The 23,683-nt window shown below is 73.8% G+C and carries 19 protein-coding genes, 2 tRNA genes and 1 other RNA gene; 7 read left to right on the top strand and 15 right to left on the bottom strand.

Annotated features, from left to right (window positions below):
- Positions 1 to 408 (top strand): LLM class flavin-dependent oxidoreductase, encoded by a 408-nt coding sequence (locus tag ACK2IS_RS02145; protein ID WP_409484519.1) that lies wholly within the window; start codon positions 1 to 3, stop codon positions 406 to 408.
- Between the two features lie 64 nt (positions 409 to 472).
- On the opposite strand, the gene ACK2IS_RS02140 is transcribed toward ACK2IS_RS02145, so the two are convergent.
- The 3 genes from ACK2IS_RS02140 to ffs form a co-directional block, all read right to left on the bottom strand.
- Positions 473 to 1,141: a lysophospholipid acyltransferase family protein gene (locus ACK2IS_RS02140; protein WP_409484518.1), complete on the bottom strand. Its 669-nt coding sequence runs from the start codon at positions 1,139 to 1,141 to the stop codon at positions 473 to 475.
- A 63-nt stretch (positions 1,142 to 1,204) separates the two neighbouring features.
- A complete protein-coding gene (locus ACK2IS_RS02135; RefSeq protein ID WP_409484517.1) occupies positions 1,205 to 4,234 on the bottom strand; it encodes a DNA polymerase III subunit gamma and tau in 3,030 nt (1,009 codons plus the stop codon).
- Positions 4,235 to 4,377: 143 nt separating this feature from the next.
- Positions 4,378 to 4,474, bottom strand: an RNA gene (ffs, locus tag ACK2IS_RS02130) — signal recognition particle sRNA small type.
- A 96-nt stretch (positions 4,475 to 4,570) separates the two neighbouring features.
- Between ffs and ACK2IS_RS02125 the strand changes: the two genes are divergently transcribed.
- Complete coding sequence (locus ACK2IS_RS02125; RefSeq protein WP_409484516.1) at positions 4,571 to 7,201, top strand: bifunctional FO biosynthesis protein CofGH; 2,631 nt, start codon at positions 4,571 to 4,573, stop codon at positions 7,199 to 7,201.
- A 67-nt stretch (positions 7,202 to 7,268) separates the two neighbouring features.
- On the opposite strand, the gene ACK2IS_RS02120 is transcribed toward ACK2IS_RS02125, so the two are convergent.
- The 4 genes from ACK2IS_RS02120 to ACK2IS_RS02105 all read right to left on the bottom strand — a co-directional run bounded on the left by ACK2IS_RS02120 (position 7,269) and on the right by ACK2IS_RS02105 (position 10,784).
- A complete protein-coding gene (locus ACK2IS_RS02120; RefSeq protein ID WP_409484515.1) occupies positions 7,269 to 8,384 on the bottom strand; it encodes a DUF5808 domain-containing protein in 1,116 nt (371 codons plus the stop codon).
- Between the two features lie 9 nt (positions 8,385 to 8,393).
- Entirely contained in the window at positions 8,394 to 8,807 is a 414-nt protein-coding gene (locus ACK2IS_RS02115; RefSeq protein WP_409484514.1) for a GntR family transcriptional regulator, read from the bottom strand.
- A gap of 157 nt (positions 8,808 to 8,964) precedes the next feature.
- Positions 8,965 to 9,052, bottom strand: a tRNA-Ser gene (locus tag ACK2IS_RS02110).
- A 190-nt stretch (positions 9,053 to 9,242) separates the two neighbouring features.
- Entirely contained in the window at positions 9,243 to 10,784 is a 1,542-nt protein-coding gene (locus tag ACK2IS_RS02105; protein ID WP_409484513.1) for a helicase HerA-like domain-containing protein, read from the bottom strand.
- Between the two features lie 102 nt (positions 10,785 to 10,886).
- On the opposite strand from ACK2IS_RS02105, the gene ACK2IS_RS02100 reads away from it, so the two are divergent.
- Positions 10,887 to 11,231, top strand: a complete 345-nt coding sequence (locus ACK2IS_RS02100) for a type II toxin-antitoxin system VapB family antitoxin (RefSeq protein ID WP_409484512.1) — start codon at positions 10,887 to 10,889, stop codon at positions 11,229 to 11,231.
- Between the two features lie 103 nt (positions 11,232 to 11,334).
- Here ACK2IS_RS02100 and ACK2IS_RS02095 read toward each other — a convergent pair whose 3' ends face one another.
- From ACK2IS_RS02095 to ACK2IS_RS02075, 5 genes are all read right to left on the bottom strand, one after another.
- Positions 11,335 to 13,209, bottom strand: coding sequence for a S8 family serine peptidase (locus ACK2IS_RS02095; protein WP_409484511.1), 1,875 nt, complete (start codon positions 13,207 to 13,209; stop codon positions 11,335 to 11,337).
- Between the two features lie 317 nt (positions 13,210 to 13,526).
- A complete protein-coding gene (locus ACK2IS_RS02090; RefSeq protein ID WP_409484510.1) occupies positions 13,527 to 14,306 on the bottom strand; it encodes an enoyl-CoA hydratase/isomerase family protein in 780 nt (259 codons plus the stop codon).
- A 124-nt stretch (positions 14,307 to 14,430) separates the two neighbouring features.
- On the bottom strand, positions 14,431 to 16,275 hold the full coding sequence (locus ACK2IS_RS02085) for a S8 family serine peptidase (protein ID WP_409484509.1): 1,845 nt from the start codon (positions 16,273 to 16,275) through the stop codon (positions 14,431 to 14,433).
- Between the two features lie 321 nt (positions 16,276 to 16,596).
- A tRNA-Ser gene (locus ACK2IS_RS02080) sits at positions 16,597 to 16,683 on the bottom strand.
- A 10-nt stretch (positions 16,684 to 16,693) separates the two neighbouring features.
- Positions 16,694 to 17,197, bottom strand: a complete 504-nt coding sequence (locus tag ACK2IS_RS02075) for a nucleoside deaminase (RefSeq protein ID WP_409484508.1) — start codon at positions 17,195 to 17,197, stop codon at positions 16,694 to 16,696.
- Positions 17,198 to 17,213: 16 nt separating this feature from the next.
- On the opposite strand from ACK2IS_RS02075, the gene upp reads away from it, so the two are divergent.
- From upp to ACK2IS_RS02060, 3 genes are all read left to right on the top strand, one after another.
- Entirely contained in the window at positions 17,214 to 17,852 is a 639-nt protein-coding gene (upp, locus tag ACK2IS_RS02070; protein ID WP_409484507.1) for a uracil phosphoribosyltransferase, read from the top strand.
- 179 nt (positions 17,853 to 18,031) lie between these two features.
- On the top strand, positions 18,032 to 18,202 hold the full coding sequence (locus ACK2IS_RS02065; protein ID WP_409484506.1) for a hypothetical protein: 171 nt from the start codon (positions 18,032 to 18,034) through the stop codon (positions 18,200 to 18,202).
- 16 nt (positions 18,203 to 18,218) lie between these two features.
- Positions 18,219 to 19,154 carry a PH domain-containing protein gene (locus ACK2IS_RS02060; RefSeq protein WP_409484505.1) on the top strand — a complete coding sequence of 312 codons (936 nt, stop codon included), beginning with the start codon at positions 18,219 to 18,221 and terminating at the stop codon, positions 19,152 to 19,154.
- Here ACK2IS_RS02060 and ACK2IS_RS02055 read toward each other — a convergent pair.
- The 3 genes from ACK2IS_RS02055 to ACK2IS_RS02045 are packed head-to-tail and all read right to left on the bottom strand — an operon-like array spanning position 19,147 to position 21,858.
- Entirely contained in the window at positions 19,147 to 19,920 is a 774-nt protein-coding gene (locus tag ACK2IS_RS02055; protein WP_409484504.1) for an energy-coupling factor ABC transporter ATP-binding protein, read from the bottom strand. The genes ACK2IS_RS02060 and ACK2IS_RS02055 overlap by 8 nt on opposite strands.
- On the bottom strand, positions 19,917 to 20,834 hold the full coding sequence (gene cbiQ, locus ACK2IS_RS02050; protein WP_409484503.1) for a cobalt ECF transporter T component CbiQ: 918 nt from the start codon (positions 20,832 to 20,834) through the stop codon (positions 19,917 to 19,919). The genes ACK2IS_RS02055 and cbiQ overlap by 4 nt, the downstream gene beginning before the upstream one ends.
- The gene (locus ACK2IS_RS02045; RefSeq protein ID WP_409484502.1) at positions 20,827 to 21,858 is read right to left on the bottom strand and encodes an energy-coupling factor ABC transporter permease; all 1,032 of its coding nucleotides are present in this window, start codon (positions 21,856 to 21,858) and stop codon (positions 20,827 to 20,829) included. The genes cbiQ and ACK2IS_RS02045 overlap by 8 nt, the downstream gene beginning before the upstream one ends.
- 267 nt (positions 21,859 to 22,125) lie before the next feature.
- On the opposite strand from ACK2IS_RS02045, the gene ACK2IS_RS02040 reads away from it, so the two are divergent.
- The gene (locus ACK2IS_RS02040; protein WP_409484501.1) at positions 22,126 to 23,664 is read left to right on the top strand and encodes an amino acid permease; all 1,539 of its coding nucleotides are present in this window, start codon (positions 22,126 to 22,128) and stop codon (positions 23,662 to 23,664) included.
- Positions 23,665 to 23,683 lie beyond the last annotated feature (19 nt).

Raw genomic sequence — 23,683 nt, 5'->3', positions numbered from 1 at the left:
GTGCCGCGCATCAAGGACCGGTGGAGCAGGCTCAACCCGAGGCCCGTCCAGGACCCGATCCCGCTGCTGGTCGGCGGCGGCGGCGAGGGCAAGACCCTGCGCATCGTGGCCGAGCACGCCCAGGTGTGGTACTCGTTCACGGCCGGCGAGGAGCTCGCCCACAAGATCGAGGTGCTGCGCCGGCACTGCGCGACCGTGGGCCGCGACCCGCAGGAGATCGAGATCTCGTGCGGCGTGGGTGGTCGCGGCCGCGAGGGACGCGAGCCGCTGGCCCCGGAGGAGGAGGGTCGCCCGTTGCTGGACCTCGGCGCGATGGCCTCCACGATGGGCGTCAGCGGCCCCGACCACGACCTGAGTCACATGGCGGCGTGGGTGCGCTGGCGCGACGAGGTCGACGCCGACCGCTGACCTCGGCTCCGCGCGCCTGGCTCCGGCGAGACCGGGGCTCAGGCGGGCGCGGCGGGCCACGGGCTCAGGCGGACGCCGAGCGGTCGTTGACCACACCGGCCAGCTCCTGGCCGGTCAGCGCATGGATCGCCGCCATCACCTCGTCGGTGATCTGGCGGCGGGCCTTGGCCGCGGGCACGCCGTCGAAGCGGCCCACCACCTGGACGGGCTTGCCGAACCGCACGGTCACGTCCGCGAGCCGGGGGAAGCGCGCGTCCACCGGCTGGATGTCCTGGGTGCCGAGCAGCCCGACCGGCACGATCGGGCACTGCGCCTCCAGGGCCAACCAGGCGACCCCGGTGCGGCCGGCGTACAACCGCCCGTCGCGCGAGCGCGTGCCCTCGGGATAGATGCCGGTGGCGCCGCCCGCGCGCAGGACGGCGAGCTGCGCGGCCAGGGAGTCCTGGGCCGCGCGCGGCGAGTCCCGGTCGACGGGGATCGCGCCGACGGCCTCGAAGAACTCCTTGCGCAGACGCCCGCCCAGGCTCGTGCCGGTGAAGTACTCCGCCTTGGCGAGGAAGCCCACCTGCCGCGGCGACGCCAGCGGGATCACCACGCTGTCGATGAACGACAGGTGGTTGCTCGCGAGGATCACCGCACCGGTCACCGGGACGTTCTCGATGCCCTCGACGGTCGGGCGGTAGATCGCGAACGACAGGGGCTTCAGGACGGAGTGGACGATCCGGTAGAGCATGGCGACCTCGAGGCGTCGGTGGGGCGAGGCAGGGCGAAGGGTCGGGCAGGCGACCCGGGCGCGTCAGCGCTGGGTGTCCGAGATGATCGTGCCCCCGAGGACACTAGCGATCACGGCCGGTCCTGCCGAGCCGCCCTCGTCGATCGACTCGTCGTCCTGGGAGACGTCGTCGTCGGACACCACGTGCCGGACCTGCGCCCGTGGGGCCTCCGCCCGGGTGCGCCGCATCGCCCGCTGGAAGGGCGACAGCCCGTCGTCCTCGGGCGGCACCGACTCCTCGTCGACGGGCTCGTCCTCGTCGCGCGGCCAGGGGACGTCCCCCGTCGGCGGCTGCGCGGTGCTGCTCTGCCGAGGTATGCCGGTGGGCGCCGCGGGGTCACCCGCGCGCAGGGGCGCGGCGGGCCGAGGGGCCGTGTCCGTGGCGGACATAGGGGAGGCCGTGTCCGGAGCCGGCCCGCCACGAGTCGTCCCCTCCGGACCTGCCGTGCCCTCGGGGCGGGGTGCCCGCTCGGGACCGGCTGCCCGCTCGGGACCGGCCGGGGCGGGGGCCGCCCAGTCGGGCGCAGGAGCGTCGGCGTCCCACCCTTCCCCGGAGCCACCATCCCCGACGTCGGTCATCCCGAGGGCGTCGCGCATCGCCTGGGAGGGCGCGGTCCGACCCGGCCCGCCCACGGGCCCGGCCTGCGCAGCTCGTGCCCGGGCCGGCGCCTGGCCGCGCGGCACCGCGACGTCGCCCGCCCGGTCCTCGCCCGACGGGGTGAGCGGCACGGACGGCCCGTCGTCGCCGGGCGCGTGCCCCTCGGGCTCGCGCCCGTCCCGCGGGTGCGCCATGACCCCGCTGCCGTCCCGCACGCGACCCGGGGCCTCGCGGCCGTCCGGCGTGGGTCCGCCGGGCCCGGGGTCGCCGGCGCCCGACCCGGTCCTGACGGAGCCGCCCGCGACGGGGTGGCCCGCCGTGCCGTCGGTGGCCCCGGGGCCGGGAGCCCCAGGGCCGGAGGATTCAGGGGCGGCGGCCCCGGTGGACTCCTGGGGGCCGTTGCCGCCACCCTGGCTCCCGCCCGGCCGGGGCTGGACCGCGGGGTGGGCCGCGGGGTGGGCCGGCTGTCGGGGGGCCTCGGCGGCGTGGGAGGCGAGCGGGACGCCCTCGATCCTGGCATCCACCCCGAGCACGTCGATGAGGGCCTGACGGACCACCTCGGGGTGGACCTTGCTGGTCGAGAAGTTGCGGGCCACTCCGGGGTTGTTGATCCCGAGCCGGACCGTACCCCCGTCGAAGTCGAGGATCTGGGCGTGCTCGGAGAGCATCGTCCAGGTCACGCGCTTCTCCTTGAACACCCTGGCCAGGACGTCGGGCCAGGCCCGCCGGAGCATGTCCGCGTCGACCCCGCCCGGGGCCGGCGCACCTGCCGGGGGAGACGCCGCTGGTCGGCCGGGGGGCTGCGCCGCGGGTCCACCTGGGGCCGATGCCGCGGGTCCACCTGGGGCCGATGCCGCGGGTCCGGCCGGGGGGTGCTGCCTCGGGGCCTGCGTGGGCGCCTGGGCAGGCGCCCCTGGATGGGGAGCCGAGCCGTCGACGTCCCCGGCTCGCGCCGGGCCACCGTGGGTGGCACCTGAGTCGGGGGCACCACCAGGGGCGGCGGCCCGGGCGTCAGGGCGCGCGGCCCGCTCGTCGATGCCGCGCTGCTGCACCGCCTCCCGCTCCACCGGACCGGGCCCGCCCGCCGCCGGCACCGGGCCCTCCTGGGGGTCGAGAGCGCCGTGGGTGGGCCGGGCTGCCTGCCGGGCCGCCCGCTCGTGGACGTCGTCCACCTGTCCCTCGCGCGTGGGCGCCGCACCGGCGGCGGCGGGGGCGAAGTCCGGGGCCACGGCGCCCGGGGACGGCGGCGCGGCGGTGGCGTGGCTTCCGGCATACGCCGGAGCACTGCCCGCAGCACCGAGCTCCATCCGCCGCTCGAGCCGGTCGAGCCGGGCGGCGTAGCCCTGCTCCCCCACCGCGCCGGGCAGCAGCAGCCGGGCGCAGATCAGCTCGAGCTGCAGGCGGGGGGAGGTGGTGCCGGTCATCGCGGTCAGCCCGGTGTTGACCACGTCCGCGGCCCGCGCCAGACCCCCGGCACCGAACGCCCCGGCCTGCCCGCGCATCCGCTCCAGCTGGTCCTCGGGCACCCCGCGCAGCACCGCGGCGGCGCCGTCCTCGGTGGCGAGCACCACGATCAGGTCGCGCAGCCGCTCGAGCAGGTCCTCCAGGAAGCGGCGCGGGTCCTGGCCGGACTCGATGACCCGGTCGACCTGGCGGAAGACCGCGGCCCCGTCCACGGCGGCGAGCGCGTCCACGGTGGCGTCGAGCAGCTCGACCTCGGTGAAGCCCAGCAGGGCCGCGGCCCGCTCGTAGGTCAGCCCCTCCTCGTCCGCTCCCGCCATGAGCTGGTCCAGGACCGACAACGAGTCACGCACCGAGCCGCCCCCCGCGCGCACCACGAAGGACAGGACGCCGGGCGCCACCTGCACACCCTCGGCGTCGCACAGCTGCTGGAGGTAGTCGGTCAGGCGGGCGGGTGGCACCAGCCGGAAGGGGTAGTGGTGGGTGCGCGAGCGGATCGTGCCGATGACCTTCTCCGGCTCGGTGGTCGCGAAGACGAACTTCACGTGCTCGGGCGGCTCCTCGACGATCTTGAGCAGCGCGTTGAAGCCCTGCGGCGTCACCATGTGCGCCTCGTCGATGATGTAGATCTTGTAGCGCGAGCGGGCCGGCCCGTAGGCGGCCTTCTCCCGCAGGTCGCGGGCGTCGTCCACGCCGCCGTGGGAGGCCGCGTCGATCTCGATGACGTCGACCGAGCCCGCGCCCCCGCGCGCCAGGGCCACGCACGACTCGCACTCGCCGCAGGGGGTGTCCGTGGGCCCCTGCTCGCAGTTGAGGCAGCGCGCCAGGATCCGCGCCGAGGTGGTCTTGCCGCACCCTCGCGGACCGCTGAACAGGTAGGCGTGGTTGATGCGGCCGTTGCGCAGGGCCTGCCTCAACGGCTCGGTCACGTGCTCCTGCCCGATGACATCGGCATACGTCTCGGGACGGTAGCGGCGGTAGAGGGCTGTGCTCACGGGACCGACCCTAGCCGCCAGGTCCGACAAGGGGTACGGCGTCGCGGCGTGCCGCGCCAGGGTGCGCGGCACGCCGCGCGAAGGGTCCTGCGGGGCACCGGATGCGCTCCCCGCGCCGTGCCGCGCGCATCCTCGCCCGGGCGGCAAAAGACCCCCCGCGCACCTGGAAGAGCTCTCTTACCCTTGCTGCATTCCTGCCCTGGGGGAGTTGGGAGAGGTACCACCACGCGGGGGGCCGACCCTCATCGTAGGACAGCCGGGCCGTCCGGTCCCAATCATCGCTGCGTCGTGATCGGTCCGAGGGGTATGTCGGCCGTCCGGCATACCCTGCGCCCCATGACGGAGCACGCGATGCGACGAGCCCTCGCCCGGGCCCGCGACGGCAAGGCCCTGGACGCCGCCGAGGCGGAGGTGCTGCTCGGCGCGCGCGGAGCCGACCTGGAGACGCTGTGCGCCGCGGCTACCCGGGTGCGCGACGCGGCCATGGAGCAGGCCGGGCGCCCGGCCACCGTCACCTGGTCCCGCAAGGTCTTCGTCCCGCTCACCCGGCTGTGCCGCGACCGGTGCCACTACTGCACCTTCGCGACGACACCGGGGCGGGTCGAGGCGCCCTACCTCTCCCCCGACGAGGTCCTCGCCGTCGCCCGTCAGGGCGCCGAGCAGGGCTGCAAGGAGGCGTTGTTCACCCTCGGGGACCGGCCCGAGGAACGCTGGCCCGCGGCCCGGCGGTGGCTGGACAGCAAGGGTTACGACGACACCCTCGCCTACCTGCGGGCCATGGCGATCGCGGTGCTGGAGGAGACCGGGCTGCTCCCGCACCTCAACCCCGGCGTCATGTCCTGGTCGGAGCTGCAGCGGCTGCGGCCGGTCGCCCCGTCGATGGGGCTGATGCTGGAGTCCACGGCGACGGCCCTGACCGAGCCGGGCGGCCCGCACTTCGGCTCCCCGGACAAGGACCCGGCCGTGCGGCTGCGGGTGATCGAGGACGCCGGCCGCATCGGCATCCCCTTCACCACCGGCATCCTCGTGGGCATCGGCGAGACGCCCGCGGACCGGGTCGAGTCGATCCTGGCGATCCGGCGCCTGGCCCGCGAGCACCACCACGTGCAGGAGGTGATCGTCCAGAACTTCCGGGCCAAGGAGGACACCGCCATGCGGTCGGCGCCGGACGCCGGCCTGGAGGACCATCTCGCCACCATCGCCGTGGCCCGGCTGCTGCTCGGCCCCGCCACCACGGTGCAGGCGCCGCCCAACCTCACCGGGATCGCCGACTGCGAGCGGCTGCTCGCCGCCGGGGTGGACGACTGGGGAGGGGTCTCCCCCGTCACCCCCGACCACGTCAACCCCGAGCGGCCCTGGCCCGGGGTCGAGGTGCTCCGCGCCGCCACCGAGCGGGCCGGGCTGCGGCTGCGCGAGCGCCTGACCGCGCATCCCCGCTATGTCCGCGGCGCCCTGCAGCAGGACCGGCTATGGCTCGACCCGCGGCTGCACCCGCACGTGCGGGCCCTCGCCGACGAGACCACCGGCCTGGCCCGGGAGGACGCCCGGCCCCGGGGCCTGACCTGGCAGGAGCCGGACGGCGGCCTCGCGGGCGGCAGCGCGGGCCGGCTCGGCGACGACCGCTCCGTCGGCAGCGGACTGGTCAGCAGCGGGCGCACCGACCTGCACCTGTCCGTCGACACCACCGGTCGCACCGGGGACCGCCGCGGCGACTTCGACGAGGTGTACGGCGACTGGGCGGCCGTCGGCGAGCGGGCGGCCGCGGCCGGGCACCCGGTGACGGCCGCGGGCGACCACCCGGGGGTCCGCGACGCAGGTGGTGAGGCTGCTTCCCCGGCATACGACCCGCAGGTCAGCCGCCCCAGCGAGGCGCGGGCCGCGCTCGCCCGCGCCGAGGCGGACCCGGCCGGCCTGTCCGACGAGGACTACCTCGCGCTGCTGACCTGTGACGGCGACGACCTCGAGCAGGTCACCCGCCTCGCGGACGACCTGCGCCGACAAGTGGTGGGCGACCCGGTCACCTACGTCGTCAACCGCAACATCAACTTCACCAACGTCTGCTACGTCGGGTGCCGGTTCTGCGCGTTCGCCCAGCGCAGGACCGACGCCGACGCGTTCACGCTCAGCCTGGACGACATCGCGCAGCGGGTGAGCGAGGCCGCGGCCCTGGGCGCCACCGAGGTGTGCCTGCAGGGTGGGATCAGCCCCGACCTGCGGCCCGGCGACTACGCCGCGATCGTGCGCGCCGTCAAGGTCGCCGCCCCCGACATCCACGTGCACGCCTTCTCCCCCATGGAGATCGCCACCGCCGCCGCCAAGGCCGGGCAGTCGCCCCGCGCCTGGCTGCAGGAGGTCAAGGACGCCGGGCTCGACTCGATCCCCGGCACCGCGGCCGAGATCCTCGACGACGAGGTCCGCTGGGTGCTCACCAAGGGCAAGCTGCCTGCCGCCCAGTGGCTCGAGATCGTCCAGACCGCCCACGAGCTCGGGATCCCCAGCTCCTCGACGATGATGTACGGCCACGTCGACCATCCCCGGCACTGGGTCGGGCACCTGCGCACCCTCGCGTCCCTGCAGGACCGCACGGGCGGGTTCACGGAGTTCGTGCCGCTGCCGTTCGTGCACACCAACGCGCCGGTCTATCTCGCCGGGATCGCCCGCCCCGGGCCGACCCTGCGCGACAACCGCGCCGTGCACGCCGTCGCCCGGATCCTGCTGCACGGCCGCGTCGACCACGTGCAGACGTCGTGGGTCAAGCTCGGCGTCGACGGCACCCGGCTCATGCTCACCGGCGGCGCCGACGACCTCGGCGGCACCCTGATGGAGGAGACCATCAGCCGCATGGCCGGCTCCGAGCACGGGTCGGCCAAGACGGTCGCGGAGCTCCGGGAGATCACCGACGGCATCGGACGGCCGCTGCGCGCGCGCACCACGACGTATGCCGTGCCGGTGACCGCGTCCGCCTGATGCCTCCGCGACGTGGTCGCCGGGGCGCCCCCGCATCGGCCCGACGCTCCGGCGACAGACCGGCCGGTCACCCCAGGACGAAGGGCAGGACGACCGAGCCCAGCACCAGCAGCACCGCGACGGCGTGGAAGACCTTGCCGAGAGGGGTGGCGAGGTTGACCGACGAGCCGAGGCCCACCCGTTTCGGGACGAAGGTGCGCGGGTCGTCGGGGTTGTCGTAGACGACACCCCGCCGCCACAGCCGGTCGTCGTCGGGCGAGTCGGCCCCGACCCGCTCGCCGCGCGCCCGCGCCGCCTTGGCCTGCCTGAGGTCCTCCAGCGCCTGGTCCTGCTCGATCGCGGAGGCACGGGCCACCAGCACCACCGCGGGGAGCAGCGTGCTGACGACGAAGGCGCCGAGCACCAGCTGCATGGCCTGCCCCTGCCAGGCGTTCCAGGTCGCTGCCTCCAAGGCGGTGACCCCGACGGCGGTCACCAGGTTGATCAGCCCCATCATCGACTGGACCAGTTGCTGCATCCGGACCGCACGCCGACGCGATCCCTCGACGTCGCCGTCGGGGCGCACCTGGACCGGGGCGCGCGACATCGCCCAGGCGACCCCGGCGAGGAACAGCACCATGGCGACGGCGAGGAGCTGGCCGGAGAGGACGTTCAGGTAGGTGCGCGGTCCCCACTCGTCCGGCATGCCGTCCGGCCCCGTGTGCACGGGGAAAGGGTCGGGCAGCCGGTCGACGACCGCCGCGCCGTACGCCAGTCCGCCGCCCGATACGAGCAGCGCGCCCGCGTGCCATGCCCACCCCACCCTGGCCGGACGCTCTGGGGTGACGTTGGCCGTCAGCCGCACCGGGAGCCCGGCATACCACTGCTGCTCCTGCTTGGCCGCGATGATCGGCCGGCGGTGCCAGACCACCGCGACCAGACCCGGAAGCAGCATGAGCAGCGGTCCTGCTGCGAGGCCCGCCGACTCCCGAACCTGCTCCAACGCGACGGTCAGGCCCAGCACGGCCACCGCACCGACCAGGACCGAACGGCGGTATCCCGCGAGGGCTGCCACGACCGCAGGGTCGGCCACGCGCTCGGCGGGGACCGACACCCCCAGCGGGACGGCCCGGCGCAAGAGGCGCGGGGTCAGGGCCAGCACGACCCCGACCATGAGGACGACGAGCAGTGCGGACCACAGCATGGCGGCCTCCTAGACCGACGGACGGGTGTCGACGGGATCGTCGACGGCGAGCTTGCGAGTGGTGGCGGTGGTCAGCCCGAGCACCCGATCGCCGGTGAGGCCCTGGGCGCGGCCCTCGGCGAGCAGGGTGTGCGGCCGGGCGGTCCAGTCCTCGACGAAGGCCTCGGAAGGTGTCGTCATGGTGACGTCTCGGGCCACGAAGGTCCCGGACTTGGCGTTGGTGGCGACCAGCCCCTCGGAGCGGAGCAGGTCGTAGGCCTTGGCCACGGTCGCCGGGTTGATGCCGAAGGCGCCCGCCACGGAACGCACCGAGGCCAGCGCGTCCCCCCGACGCAGCCGGCCGGAGCCGATCGCCTCGACGACCTGGTCACGGATCTGCTGATAGATCGGCGTGGCCGAGAGCGGGTCGATCTCGATCTCCATGACACCTCCTGCACTCCTTGTACTAGGTACAGCAGTACAGCGGGGTCACGCCGGCCACCCGTTCCCTCCACACGAGGCAGGTGGCGCTGCGCAGACGGGCGCGGACAGCACCCGGACATGCAGCGAGGCCCCGCACCGTGGTGCGGGGCCTCGCTCGTGGCGGAGGATGGGGGATTTGAACCCCCGAGGGTTTTATCCCAACACGATTTCCAATCGTGCGCACTAGGCCACTATGCGAATCCTCCGCCGGAGACCTTACCGGATCCGGGCCCTGGGTCCCAATCCGCCGGCCACCTGCCCGTCAGCGGGAGTTCACCCATCCCGCGGTCACAGGTGAGGTATGCCGCCGACGGCGCCCTCGAGGTCGGGAACGGCGCGGATCCCCGCACCGAGCAACAGGTGCGGGGATCCAGGCGTTCGAGCGCGAGCGAGACCTCAGCGACGGCGGGCGGTCCCGAAGATCGACCGGGTGATCTCGCGGCCGATCTGGGTGCCGGCGGAGCGCATCAACGACTTGAAGGCCGAGGACTGCACGACCTGCTCGAAGATGCCCGGGTCCTCCTTCAGGCTCTCCTGCCTGGCCTCGGGCTTGCCCTCCGCAGCCTTCGCCTCCGGCGCGGGCGCGGCTGGCTGCTGCGCCGTGAGCTTCTCGTACGCCGACTCGCGGTCCTGCGCCTGGACGTACTTCCCCGCCAGGGGCGAGGCCGCGACGAGCTGGTCCAGCGTCGCCGGGTCGCTCGGGCCCATGAGCGACTGCGGCGCCCGCATCCGGGTCCACGCCACCGGGGTCGGCGCGCCGGTCTCGGACAGCACCGTCACGATCGCCTCGCCGGTGCCGAGCTGGGTGAGCAGCTGCTCCAGGTCGTAGCCGGACCTCGGATAGGTCTTGACCGCGGCCCTGAGCGCCTTGGCGTCGTCGGGGGTGAAGGCGCGCAGCGCGTGCTGCACCCGGTTGCCGAGCTGGCCGAGGACGCCCGGGGGCACGTCCTTGGGCGTCTGGGTGACGAAGAAGACGCCGACGCCCTTGGAGCGGATGAGGCGGACGGTCTGCTCGATGGACGCGAGGAAGGCCTTGGACGCGCCCTCGAACAGCAGGTGCGCCTCGTCGAAGAAGAACACCAGCTTGGGCTTGTCGAGGTCGCCGACCTCGGGCAGGTCGTGGAAGAGGTCGGCCAGCAGCCACATCAGAAAGGTCGAGAACAGCTGCGGGCGGTCCTGCACCGCCGGCAGCTCCAGGCAGGAGATCGTCCCGCGCCCGTCCGCGGCGACCTGCAGGAAGTCGGTGGTGTCGCACTCGGGCAGCCCGAAGAACGCGTCGGCGCCCTGGTTCTGGAGGGTCACCAGCTCGCGCAGGATCACCCCGGCGGTCGCCGTCGACAGCCCGCCCACGGCCTTGAGCTCGGCCTTGCCCTCGTCGCTGGTGAGATGGGTGATGACCTCGCGCAGGTCCTTGAGGTCGTCGAGGAGCAGCCCCTGGGAGTCGGCGTAGTGGAAGATCAGCCCGAGGCTGGACTCCTGGGTGGCGTTCAGGCCCAGCACCTTGGCCAGCAGCGTCGGCCCGAAGGACGTCACCGACGCGCGCAGCGGGATCCCCGTGCCCTGGCCGCCGAGGGAGAACAGCTGCGTCGGGAAGCCCGCCCCCTCCCAGGTCTGGCCGACCTCGGTCGCGCGCGCCTGCACCTTGTCGCCGCCCTGACCGGCCGTGGCCAGCCCGGACAGGTCACCCTTGATGTCGGCGACGAAGACCGGCACCCCGCGGTGGGACAGCTGCTCGGCCAGGAGCTGCAGGGTCTTGGTCTTGCCGGTGCCGGTGGCGCCCGCGACCAGGCCGTGCCGGTTCATCACCGACAGGGGGATGCGGACGGGGGCGTCGGGGTGGGCCTGGCCGTCGGCCACGGCGGCGCCGAGCTCCAGGGCGGCCCCGTCGAAGGCATAGCCCTGGCGGATGACGTCGATCTGTGCGGTGCTGTCGGTCACGGTGGTGACTCTAGACGCGCGGCTGCGTCACGTCAGCACCTCCGCACGGGCTCGTCGGCTGGCTCCCGGCGCAGCCGCAGGCAGGGGGCCTAGAGTGCTCGCGTGATCTTCAGGCGCGTGGGCGAGGACCGGCCGTATCCCGAGCACGGCGTCACCGCGCCGCGCGACTGGGCGCGGATCCCCCCGACCCTCGTGCGCCTCGACCAGCTCGTGACCACGCGGAGCACCCTGGACCTGCACCAGCTGCTGTCGCAGGACTCGACGTTCTACGGCGACCTTTTCGCCCACGTCGTGCACTGGCACGGCGAGAGCTATCTCGAGGACGGGCTGCACCGCGCGCTGCGGGCCGCTCTGCAGCAACGTCCGCACCTGCACGCCCGGGTGCTCAACCTGGACTCCCCCGGCACCCCGATCGGCGAGCCGCTGCCGCCGCTGCGCCGCCCCTGATCCTGCCCGGGGGTAGGACGAGGCGGGCCGCCCCTTCGTCCGGGACGTCCCGCTCGCGCCGCGGCCGGCCCGGGAGCGCGGCCGCGGACCCGCCTGTCGCGCGTCAGCGCACCACCACCGAGCCGGTGGAGGTGGCGGCGAGGATCGCCGAACCGGGCACGGTGACCCGATAGGTGCCAGGGGTCACGCCCGTGGCGGTCACGGAGCCGGAGGGCGTGGTGGTCAGGCGCCGCGAGAGCGACCACGCACGGGCGGTGGTGTCGTAGCGCATCAGGTCGACGGTGGTCTGGCGGGGCCAGACGACCGCCGAGACCGAGCGGGTGCCCGCCCAGGCCTCGAGGTTGTATGCCGTCCGGAAGGTCACGACGGAGCTCGCGGCCCGGGCCACGGAGCTGCCCGCGTACCGCACCGTGACCGCCGTGATCCTGCGGGCGGCGAAGGTGGCGTCGATCCGACCGGCCGCGTCCGAGGTCTTGGCGTAGCAGGAGGGGGTGGCCGCGTCGACGTACCGGTAGCAGACCGAGACCGGGGCCTGGGCGATGGCGCCGCCGTTGGCGGTGCGCAGGGTGACGGTGGCGGGGGCGGTGGTTCCGGCGACGGGGGTCCACGAGGGGGTGGACCAGGCGAAGGCCGCCGGGCAGGCACCGAGGTAGCACAGGGCCCGGTTGGGGTTGACCAGGCCGGCGCCGTAGACGTCGTCGCGGCCGACGACACCGAGGTCCGTGGCGGTGGCCGCGAGGACGCCCTGCACGCCCGCGGAGGTCAGGGTGGGACGAACGGCCTTGAGACCGGCCGCGACCGCAGCGATCTGGGGGGTGGCCATCGAGGTGCCGCTCATGGGGACGTAGGAGCCGTACGACGTGCCGGTCCGATAGGTCGACATGATGCCGACGCCGGGTGCGGCGACGTCGACGTAGCGACCGGTGTTGGAGAAGCTCGCAGCGCGGCGGTAGCGGTCCACCGCCGCGACCCCGATCACGCCCGCGTAGTTGGCGGGGTAGGTGACCGGGTTGCCCTCCTGGCGCTCGTTGCCGCCGGCGGCGACCACGACCACGGACCTGCTGACGGCGTACTGCACGGCCTTCTCGACGTTGGCGTCGTAGGCCCCGCCGAGGGACATGTTGATGACCTTGGCGCCGTGGTCGGTCGCCCACACGATCCCTCGTGCCACGTCGGAGGACCACCCGACGCCGTCGCTCCTGAGCACGCGAACCGGCAGGATGCGCGCCCCGGGGGCCAGGCCGGCGACGCCCGTGGCGTTGTTGGCCGTCGCCGCGACGATGCCCGCGACGTGGGTGCCGTGGCCCTGCGGGTCGACCTGGCCGTTCCCGGTGATCGTGGACCGGCCGGACACGTACTCCACGCCGGGCAGCACCGTGCCCCTGAGGTCCGGGTGCGAGGCCTGCACGCCGGTATCGATGACGGCGACGGTCACCCCCGTCGTGCTGACGCGCGAGTGGAAGGTCTCGCCGCCGAGCATGGTCAGGTCCCACTTGTGGGAGCGCAGCGGGTCGTTGTAGGCCGTCGTCTTGACCGGGGTGTCGACGGAGACGGCCACGGCGCCGGGGGTGTCCTGCGCCCTGTCGACGGCAGCCATCGCCTGCCTGGCCGGGACGGTCGTGGTGCTGAGCCGGGGCTTGCCGGCGACCACGGTGGTGGTGACCACGCCGACGGTGGGGGCACCCGTCGACAGGGCCGGCGCGGCGACCGCGGCGGCCGGGGCCGTGACGGAGGGGGCGGGCACCGTGAGCGCGGCGCCCGCGGCCGGTGCCACGGCGGGGCTGGTGGGCACCCGGACCGCGGGGGCGAGGTCGACCGGGGCCGGGTCGACGGGGGCCGAGTCACCGCCCGTGACGTCCCCGACGGTGGGGCCCGGCGTGGCGGCGGGAGCGGCGTGCGCAGCCACCGTCGGGGCGAGCCCGGCCGCCAGGGAGGCGGCGAGGCTGGTGATCACGAAGGCGGAGCGGGGCGAGCGCATGGGGACGGGATCCTCACCGGTCGGGGGTCGGCCCTCGGCGGCGGGGGTCGAACGTTGACTTCTCAACGTGTCCTAGACGTTACGGAGGGTCGCTTCATGGTCCCTAGTGAATCGTGATCACTGACTACCCATAGTCACCTGAAGAGGGGAGACAACCACGGCGAATCTGGCGTGATACCGATGAGTAGCCCGGGATGACTAGGTCGGCCATCACCACCCGTGACCACCCCCGCGCCCGCTCCGCCCGGCGCGCACGTCCCGAGCCCACCGGGACGCCCCTCGTGCCACCGTCGACGGTCAGGGGGGCTCGCCACCCCTCACGCCTGGTGTCGCCACGGGAACAGCGGGGGGCGTCGCTCCTGGAAGGCCCGCACCCCCTCCTGCAGCTCGCCGCAGGCGATGGTCTCGAGACAGCGCGCCCGGGCCGCAGGTTCGGGGTCCTCGCCCTGCAGCAGCAGCCGCACGGTCTCCTTGACGGCCACCGCGGTGAGGGCCGAGCGGGCGCACAGGTCGGACAGCAGCGCCGCGACGACCCCGTCGAGCTCCTCCTCGGTCGCGAGGTGCTCGACCAGGCCCAGGCGCAACGCCTCCTCGGCCCCGATCAGCGCACCGGTCATCAGCAGGCGGCGCGTGGCCCCCGGCCCCACCAGGTCGAGCAGGGTGCGCACCCCCGTGGGTGCGTAGGCCACGCCGAGGCGGGCCGGGGTGATCCCGAGCCGGGCCGAGCTCGCGGCCACGCGCAGGTCGCAGGAGACCGCGATCTCCAGGCCACCACCGATGCAGCTGCCCCGGATGACGGCGACCGTGGGCTTGGGGCAGTCCAGCAGGGCCCGCTGCGCAGCCAGGTCCGCCTCCCGCACCGGCCGCATCGGGTCCTGCTCGTCCGGGCCCGCCAGGAGGTCGTCGATGTCGGCCCCGGCGCAGAAGTGACCACCGACCCCCGCCACCACGATCACGCGCACCTGCGGGTCGTCGACCAACGATCGCAGTGCTGTCGGGAGCCCTCGCCACATCGCCAGGCTCATCGCGTTGCGCTTGTCCGGGCGGTCCAGCAGCAGCCGGCCCACCCCCGCCTCGATCTCGGTACGCACGGTCATGGCCTCAGACCATCACAGACCGGCCCCGACCGCGCGCGCCGGGCCGCGCCGCCGGCTCACGACGCGGCTCGGCCGCCCCACCCGGGTGCGGGAGGAGCGGCCGAGGTATGCCGTCCGGCCGGCCTCAGCGGCCGACGTAGAGCAGCCGGTTCGGCGTTGCGTCGGTGATCCCCTTGAGCACGTCCTTCGTCGAGCTCTGGACCATCCAGTCCAGGACCTCGGCGGGCTTGGCCTGGGGGTGCAGACCGAGGTAGATCGCCGCCGCACCGGCGACCATCGGCGTCGACATCGAGGTGCCGGACTTGGTCGTGGTCTGGTTCTTGGTGTCGTTCTTGGCCGCCACGATGTTGACGCCGGGGGCCAGCAGGTCGATGCACTTGCCGTGACCGGTGAAGCCGGAGATCTTGTCCCCGGTGCTCGAGGCCCCGACGGTGATGACGCCGTCCACGTTGGCCGGGAAGAAGTCGCACGCGTCGTTGCCGTTGTTGCCGGCCGCCGCCGCGAAGGTGATGCCCTGCTCCATGGCCTTCTTGACCGCGACGTCCATCTCGCGCAGGTAGCTGCCGCCCCAGCTGGCGTTGATGACGGCGGGCTTCTCGGCGTTCGCCACGACCCAGTTCACCGCGTCGACCATGCCGGACATGCTCGCCTCGCCCTTGCAGTTGTAGACGCGGACCGCATGCAGGGTCGCCTCCTTGGCCACGCCGTACTGCGTGCCGCCCGCGATGCTCGCGACGTGGGTGCCGTGGGAGAAGCAGTCGCCGGTGCCCCGACCGTCGTCGATGGCCGTGAAGCCCTTGTCCGAGACGCGACCGCCGAAGTCCTCGTGGTCGGCCGTGATGCCGGAGTCGATGACGTAGATGTGGGTCCCCTTGCCGGTGCCCAGCGGGGCATAGCTGCCGTCCAGGGGCAGGGCCCGCTGGTCGACCCGGTCCAGGTGCCACTGCGGGCCACCCTGGCCGGGCGGCACGGGGGCCGGCGGCGTGGTGGGCTGCTGGGTGGGCGTCGCCGTGGGCCGCTGGGTGGGCGTCGCCGTCGGGGTGCTGGTCGGCGTCGCCGTGGGGGTGCTGGTCGGCGTCGCCGTGGGGGTGCTGGTCGGCGTCGCCGTGGGCCGCTGGGTGGGCGTCGCCGTGGGCGACCCGGTGGGCAGCGAGGTCGGCGTCACGGTCGGGACCGGGGTGGGCTGCTGCGTCGGCAGCGGCACCGGGCTCTGCGTGGGGCGAGGCGTCGGAGCGACTCCGCCGGTCATCTCGGTGACCCAGGCGCGCAGGGCGCGGCTGCTCGCGCGCGAGATGTCGAAGGTCCCGACGACCTTGCCGTCGCGATAGGCCACGATCGCCGTGCCCGTGATCCCCGCGGCCTGCCGCACGGTGGCCGCGGCCTGGGGGGCGGTGCGGTCCACCAGGCGGGCCAGGGTCCAGCTGCCGTTGTCCTGGACGTTGAGGTTGCGCAGCTCCATGTCGGCGCGCTGCCAGGCCATCGAGCCGATGTCGCCGACGTTGACCAGGACGGTCCGCCCGGCGCTGGCGTCCACGACGACCTGCTGGAGGTTGGCGTCGGTGACGGTGACGACCGAGGCCGCGAGCGCGGGAGCCTCGGGGGCGAGCACGACCCGGTCGGGCACCACGCGGGCGACACCGGGCTGGGCGGCCACGGCGCGCGCCTGCTCGGGCGTCATGGTGGCGGAGAAGGCACCGACCGAGGTCATCACCCGGTCGGGGACGACGCCGGCGCGCCGGGCGACGGTGGCGGCGGACCGGGTGGCCGTCATCGTGGCGGCGGCGGACGAGGCCGGGGTCAGCATGACGATGTAGCGGTCGGGCAGGATGTCGCCGGACCGGACCGGACGAGCCTGGGCGGCGACGCCGCCGCCGTCACCACCGCTCTGGAGGGCGAGGGCGGGGGTGGCCGAGCCGGCCACCGCGAGAGCTGCCGCGGTCGCGGCCGCGAGCCTGAAGGACGTGGACATGAGTGCCTCTCGGGGGGAGTGTGGGTCACACCTGGCGCAGGGGATGGCGCACCAGATAGATCGTGACCTGTTCGTCCCCGTTCGTCCACCCGTGTGCACTATCGATCTTGGCCGTGAGTAGCGAGCAGCGGAACGGCGTCGCCCGCAGCGGTCGATCCGTCGCAGGAGACGTCACTGCGAGCAACGGAGCGTGAGCACATCCTGACCACCGGCTGGTAACGCCCCGACCTGCGTCCCCGGCCCGCGGGACACCCGCCGGGAGGATCGAGCGACCCACACGAGAAGACCCCCGACCACGTCGTGGTCGGGGGTCTTCGCCGGCGGTGGCGGTGGGATTTGAACCCACGGAGGGCGTCAACCCTCATACGCTTTCGAGGCGTACTCCTTCGGCCGCTCGGACACGCCACCGCCGGACACCTTACACGGAGCGCCGCGACCCGAAGAAATTCGAGAGCACGCGCGAGCAGTCGGCCTCCAGCACCCCGCCGACGGCCTCGACCTGGTGCAGCGCCCGCCGGTCGCGCACCAGGTCCCACACCGAGCCGACGGCCCCGGCCTTCGCGTCGTAGGCCCCCCAGACGACGCGGGCGACGCGGGCGGCCACGAGGGCCCCGGCGCACATGGCGCACGGCTCCAGCGTGACCACCAGGGTGCAGCCCGTCAGCCGCCAGGACCCGACCGCCGCGGCGGCCGCCCGCAGCGCCTCCACCTCCGCGTGCGCCGTCGGGTCGCCCCGGCGCTCGCGCTCGTTGCGCCCCGTGCCGAGCAGGGCGCCGGTCTCGGCATACACGCAGGCCCCGACGGGGACGTCGGCCCCGCAGGACCGGGCCAGCTCCAGGGCGTGCCCCATCCACGACGCCCACCGCTCGTCGACGGGGAAGCCGTCCTGCGGCAGGCCGGTCGGCGGCCGAGGGCTGGTCACGGGATAACTTTGCCTCATGCAGGTTCACGTGGCAGACCACCCGCTCATCAAGCACAAGCTGACCTACCTGCGTGACGAGCGCACGGACAGCCCGACCTTCCGCCGCCTGGCCGAGGAGCTCGTCACCTTGCTGGCGTACGAGGCGACGCGGGAGGTGCGCACCGAGCCCTTCGAGATCCGCACGCCGGTCGCCGAGACCACCGGCGTCAAGCTCGCCAACCCCAAGCCCGTGATCGTGCCGATCCTGCGCGCCGGCCTCGGGATGCTCGAGGGCATGGTCCGCCTGCTGCCGTCCGCCGAGGTGGGCTTCCTCGGCATGGTGCGCGACGAGGAGACCCTGCAGGTCAGCGCCTACGCCAACCGTCTGCCCGAGACGCTGCGGGGCCGCCAGGTCTTCGTCGTCGACCCGATGCTCGCCACCGGCCACACCCTGGTGATGGCCTTCGAGTTCCTGCGCGACCTGGGCGCGGACGACATCACCGCCGTCTGCCTGCTCGCGGCCCCCGAGGGCATCGAGAACGTCCAGGAGGCGGTCAAGGACATCGGCATCCCGGTGACCCTCGTCGTCGGCAGCGTCGACGAGCGCCTGGACGAGCGCGGCTACATCGTGCCGGGCCTGGGCGACGCGGGCGACCGACTCTACGGCGTGGTCTGAGGCGGTATGCCGGGAGCCTGGCCCGGTCGGGTCGGCCGGGCCGCGCCTCCTCGCCCGGCCTGGCGTTACCCAATCTCGACCTGGGCGCGCGGCGAGCCGACACGCCGGACAGCACGACTCACTGGTTGACTGACGGCGACCCATGCCTCAGGCGAACCCTCCAGCAAGGAGCCCTGCACGTGAACCCGAAGGCCAAGAAGGTCCTGCTGTGGATCCTGGTGGCGTTCCTCGTCTACGCGATCATCGTCTCGCCCGATCGGGCCGCCGAGATCGTCCGGACGGTCTGGGACATCCTCGTCCAGGCGGTCGAGTCCCTCGGTCGCTTCTTCGACGCGCTGCTGCAGCACTGACCCCGGGGCGGGTGCCGTGATCCTCACCGACGAGCCGTCCCTGCCGGCCTCCGTCCGCAAGAAGTACGTCCTGGAGGGCGAGAAGCTGGTGATGGCCATCCACCAGCACCCGATCGTGGTGTCCGAGCCGGTGGTCACGGCGCTGGCGATCCTCGCCGGGGTCGTCGCGGTGGACGTCAACGTCGCCGGGTCGGCCTCGGCCCTCGTCGACGTCCTGTGGTGGGTGTGGTTCGCGGCCGTGGCCCGGGCCGCCGTCCTCGTCTTCGACTACCGCCAGCAGTGGATCATCGCCACGGACAAGCGCATCATGCGCACGCACGGCTTCTTCGTCCGCAAGGTCGCGATGATGCCGCTCAGCAAGGTCACCGACATGTCCTACCACCGGTCCATCACCGGACGGATCCTCGGCTGGGGCACCTTCGTCATGGAGTCGGCGGGCAACCAGCAGGCCCTGTCCACGATCCCCTACATCCCCGACCCGGACGACAACTACCGCGCCCTGTGCGCCCAGATCTTCGGGGTGGACGACGAGCGGGTGGCGGTGGCCGACCCGGAGGGACGCCAGGACTGGGTGGACGAGGACGGTGACGGCGTCGACGACCGGCAGAGCGCCTACCTCGTCGAGCCGGGCCCGATGAGCGGACGCTTCGTGTCGGTCCCCCGGCGGGCCCGCCCGCCCCGCGACGGGCACGACACGGCCGACCTGCCGGTGGTCGACCCCGTCGTCGCGGCCCGCGACGCGGAGGCCCGGGACCTGCTGTCCAGCTGGGAGCGGTTCGCCCAGCGGTACGACGAGGTGCGGGCCACCTCCGCCGCCGACTCCCGGGAGGTGCGCACCGCCGAGCACGCGCTCCCCGTGGAGCTGCCGTCCACCCCGGGCGTCCAGCAGGTCCCGCACGGTCGCGACACCGGCAGGACGAGCTATCGCAGCGGGGACGACCCGCTCACCTGACGCGCGCGCCCGGCACCGACAGCGGGTCGAAGCCGTAGGGCAGCTCGAGCCGGTGGGCGTGGAGCAGCTGCTCGTCGGCGAGGACCTCGCGGGTGGGTCCGTCGGCGACGATCCGGCCCTGGTCGAGCAGCACCGAGCGCGGGCACAGCTGCAGGGCGTAGGGCAGGTCGTGGGTGACCATCAGCAGCGCGACGTCCAGCTCGGTCAGGACCTGCGCGAGCTCGCGTCGGCTCGCCGGGTCCAGGTTGGAGCTCGGCTCGTCGAGGACCAGCACGTCGGGCTCCATGGCCAGGACGGTGGCGACGGCCACGCGGCGACGCTGGCCGAAGGACAGGTGGTGCGGGGGGCGGTCGACGACGTCCGTCATACCCACCTGGTGCAGCGCCCGTCGCACCCGCTCGTCGAGCTCCGCCCCGCGCAGGCCGAGCTGGTGCGGGCCGAAGGCCACGTCGTCGCCGACCGTCGGCATGAAGAGCTGGTCGTCGGGGTCCTGGAAGACCACGCCCACCCGGCGACGGACCTCGGCGAGGGTGCGGCGCTCCAGGAGGGTGCCCGCGACGAGGATCGTGCCGGTGCCGACGCCGCCGCTCACCGAGCCGAGGGTCCCGTTGAGGTGCAGCAGCAGGGTGGTCTTGCCGGCGCCGTTGGGACCGAGCAGGGCGACCCGCTCGCCCGCGTCGACGGTGAGGTCGACGCCGTACAGCACCTGCCGTCCGTCGGGATAGGCGAACGCGAGGCGGGAGACCGCCAGGGCGGGTGGGGTCATCGCAGCACCGTCCAGGTCAGCAGGGGTATGGCGGCTGCCGCGGGGAGGGCCAGGCCGTGGAGCCACTCCCCGGCGGTGGCGGCGCGGGCGGAGGAGGCGGAGGGCAGACGGCCGGTGTAGCCGCGGGCGAGCATGGCCTGGTGGACCCGCTCGCCGCGCTCGTAGGACCGCACGAACAACGCGCCCGCACCCCCGGCGACGGCGACGAGGTGTCCGGCCCGCCCGCCCGCGCAGCCCCGCGACTCGCGTGCCACCCGCATCCGGTGCAGGTCGGCCGAGACCACCGCGAGGTAGCGCACCATGAACGACAGGATCGCCACGAAGGTCGCGGGCAGCCGCAGCCGGTCCAGCCCCGCGACGATCTCGCGGGGCGAGGTCGTCGAGGCGAGGATCACGGCGGCGAGCACCCCCAGGGTGGCCTTGGCGAGCAGGGTCCCGCCCGCCAGCAGACCGGGACGGGACAGCGACAGGCCCAGCACGGCCACGCGCGGACCGGTGGCCACGAAGGGCGTCACCAGCGCGAAGACCACGAAGGGGGCCTCGACGAGCAGCCGCCGCAGGACGTGCCCCCAGGGCAGTCGGGCCAGGGCCACGACGCCGGCGAGCAGCAGGGCATCGGCCGCGAGGACCGGCCAGCCGCCCGCCGGGGTGGTGACGACGACCATGGTGAGCGCCACCAGCGCCACGACCTTCACCTGAGCGGGCAGCCGGTGCACGAGGGAGTCGCCGGGGATCACGAGCCCCTCCTCCGGTGCGCCCCCGCCGTGGACGTGTCCGTGCCCGCTCGGGTCCAGCCGGACGGGTTCCGGGTCCAGTCGGCGGATGCCGGTCGGCGCCCCCGCGTCCGACGGCCCGGGTCCGGCCGCGCCGGGAGGCGCCGCGAGCGCGGTCGCCGTCGCACCGTCCTCAGGCATCGGCGCCGGTCCGCCCGGCGAGCCGGGCGAGACCCAGGCCGACGGCGAGGGTGAGCAGCACCCCGATCACGCCGGCGAGGACCGTGGCCCAGGCGCTGCCGGGCAGCCAGGCCAGGGCGTAGTCCGCGAGCGGGGAGGCGGCCACGGCCGACTCGTGCGCCCGGGTCCCGAAGCCCAGGCGCTCGCCGACGTACTCCAGCCCGTCGGGGCGGCTGCTGGCCAGCAGGCTGAGTCCCCCGCCGACGGCCAGGCTGGCTGCGAGCAGCGCGGCCGCGGTCCGGGCGCCGAGCGGGGGTCGGGAGGTGGTGGCGCCCGCTCGGCCGTCGGCCCCGACGACGTGGCGGGTGCCGTCGGCGTCCACGAGCACGAGCTCGGGGGCCAGGTGCCGGGCCGCGTGGATCAGGTCCGGGCGGGAGGCCGCCACGGCCCCGACGACGGCCGCGGTGATCACGGCCTCCCCGATGCCGATGACCAGGTGCCAGCCGAGCATGGCGGTGGCGAGTGCGTCGAGCGGGACCGGCGCCGTCCCGCCGACGGCGTACAGGCCGGTGAAGGCGAGGGCAGCGGCCGGCACGGACAGGAAGCCCCCGACGGCCGCGGCCGGCACCACGCTGGAGGGGCGGCGCGGCAGCACGGCGAGGGTCCCCCGGACCGCGAGGTAGCCGACGAGGACGCCGACGACCCCCATGTCGGTGATGTTGGCCCCGAGGGCGGTCAGCCCGCCGTCGGCGAAGACGAGCCCCTGCACGAGGAGCACGGCGGTCATCACGAGGGTGGCGGTCCAGGGGCCGACGAGGGTGGCGGCCAGCGCGCCGCCCAGCAGGTGGCCGCTGGTGCCGGCCCCGACCGGGAAGTTCACCATCTGCACGGCGAAGACGAAGCACGCCACCAGGCCGGCCAGGGCGGGCCCGGTCTCCCCTAGCTCGGCGCGGGCCCGGCGCAGGGACACGCCGATCGCCCCGGCCGCGACGACCGCGGCGCCGGCGCTCGTGGTCAGGTCCAGGAAGCCGTCGGGGATGTGCATGACCTCATCATGACGGCTGGACCGGGCCGTCCGAAAGTCGTGGGTGGTCCGGCGACCTGGTCACCAGCGACGCACCGACGGCGCGTGGACGGGTGCGCAGTTCCGACATACGGACACTCTCTGCACGATCTGGTCACGGTGCGGCTTCATCGGTGCGATAGGGGTTCCTCGGAACCCCCTGATAAGGCACGCTGTGGGCCGCATCTCCATGCATTCGGACATGGTCTGCGGCTCGACGCCGCGCCGCACACCCCACAAGGAGACCGGATGAGCCTGTTCCGCACCAAGTCGATCGAGGCGTCCATCGCCGAGACGACCGAGGAGGAGTACCTCCTCAAGAAGAACCTCACGGCCCTGGACCTGACGGTCTTCGGCATCGGCGTGATCATCGGCGCCGGCATCTTCACCCTGACCGGCCGCGCCGCGGCCAACTACGCCGGGCCGGCCATCGTGATCTCCTTCGCGGTCGCCGCCCTGGCGTGCGGCCTCGCGGCCCTGTGCTACGCCGAGTTCGCCTCCACCGTGCCGGTGTCCGGCTCGGCCTACACCTTCTCCTACGCCACGCTCGGCGAGATCGTCGCCTGGATCATCGGCTGGGACCTGCTCCTGGAGATGATGCTGGGCGCCTCCGTCGTCGCCCAGGGCTGGTCGCAGTACTTCGTGACCTTCCTCAAGCACATCGGGATCACCTTCCCCGAGGCCGTGGCCCCGGGCGCCACCTTCGACCTGGCCGCCTTCCTGCTCGTCATGGTGATCACCGCGCTGATCGCCTACGGCATCAAGGAGTCCATGCGGGTCAACCTGGTCTTCGTGGCGGTCAAGCTGTTCATCGTCATGTTCGTGATCCTGATGGGCCTGCGCTTCGTCAACACCGCCAACTACTCCCCCTTCATCCCGCCCGCCCACGCCACCGAGGCCACGTCGGGTGCCCTGAAGGCTCCGCTCGTGCAGCTGCTCTTCGGCCTCAACCCGACGACCTACGGCTGGGGCGGCATCCTCGCCGGCGCCTCGCTGGTGTTCTTCGCGTACATCGGCTTCGACGTGGTCGCGACCACGGCCGAGGAGGCCCGCAACCCGCAGCGCGACCTGCCCATCGGCATCATCGGCTCGCTGGTCATCTGCACCATCCTGTACATCGCCGTCTCCCTGGTCATCACCGGGATGGTCCGCTACGACCAGATCAACCCCAAGGCCGCGCTCGCCTCGGCCTTCGAGTCGGTCGGGCAGACCTGGGCCGCCACGCTCATCTCCGCCGGCGCCGTCGCCGGTCTGTTCACCGTGGTGATGACCCTGATGATCGGTGGCACCCGGGTGATCTTCGCGATGTGCCGCGACTGGCTGCTGCCCGCCTCCTGGGGCAAGACCAACCCCCGGACCGGCACCCCGGTGCGGATCACCCTGGTCCTGGGCCTGATCGTCGCCCTCGTCGCCTCCCTCACCCCCATCGGCGAGCTGGAGGAGATGGTCAACATCGGCACCCTGTCCGCCTTCGTCCTGGTCTGCTGCGCGGTCCCGGTGCTGCGCAAGCGCCGCCCCGACCTGGAGCGGTCCTTCCAGGTCCCCGGCAACCCGGTGCTGCCCTACCTCGCGGCGGTCGCGTCGTTCTACCTGATGCTCAACCTGCCGCTGGAGACCTGGATCCGGTTCCTCGTCTGGATGGCCATCGGGTTCGTCATCTACTTCGCCTACTCCCGCAAGCACTCCCGCCTGCACGTGATGGGCGAGGCGGCCACCCCGTCCGCCCACATCGGCAACCCCGCCGTCGGCGGTCGCTACGACGCCCACGGGTCCACCCGGCAGGACTGACCGCCCCGGTCCGGCGGAC

Origin of the sequence: Arsenicicoccus dermatophilus, assembly GCF_046267915.1 — a bacterium.
GTDB classification, from domain to species: Bacteria; Actinomycetota; Actinomycetes; order Actinomycetales; family Dermatophilaceae; genus Arsenicicoccus; species Arsenicicoccus dermatophilus_A.
This window is presented reverse-complemented; position numbering and strand designations above follow the sequence as displayed.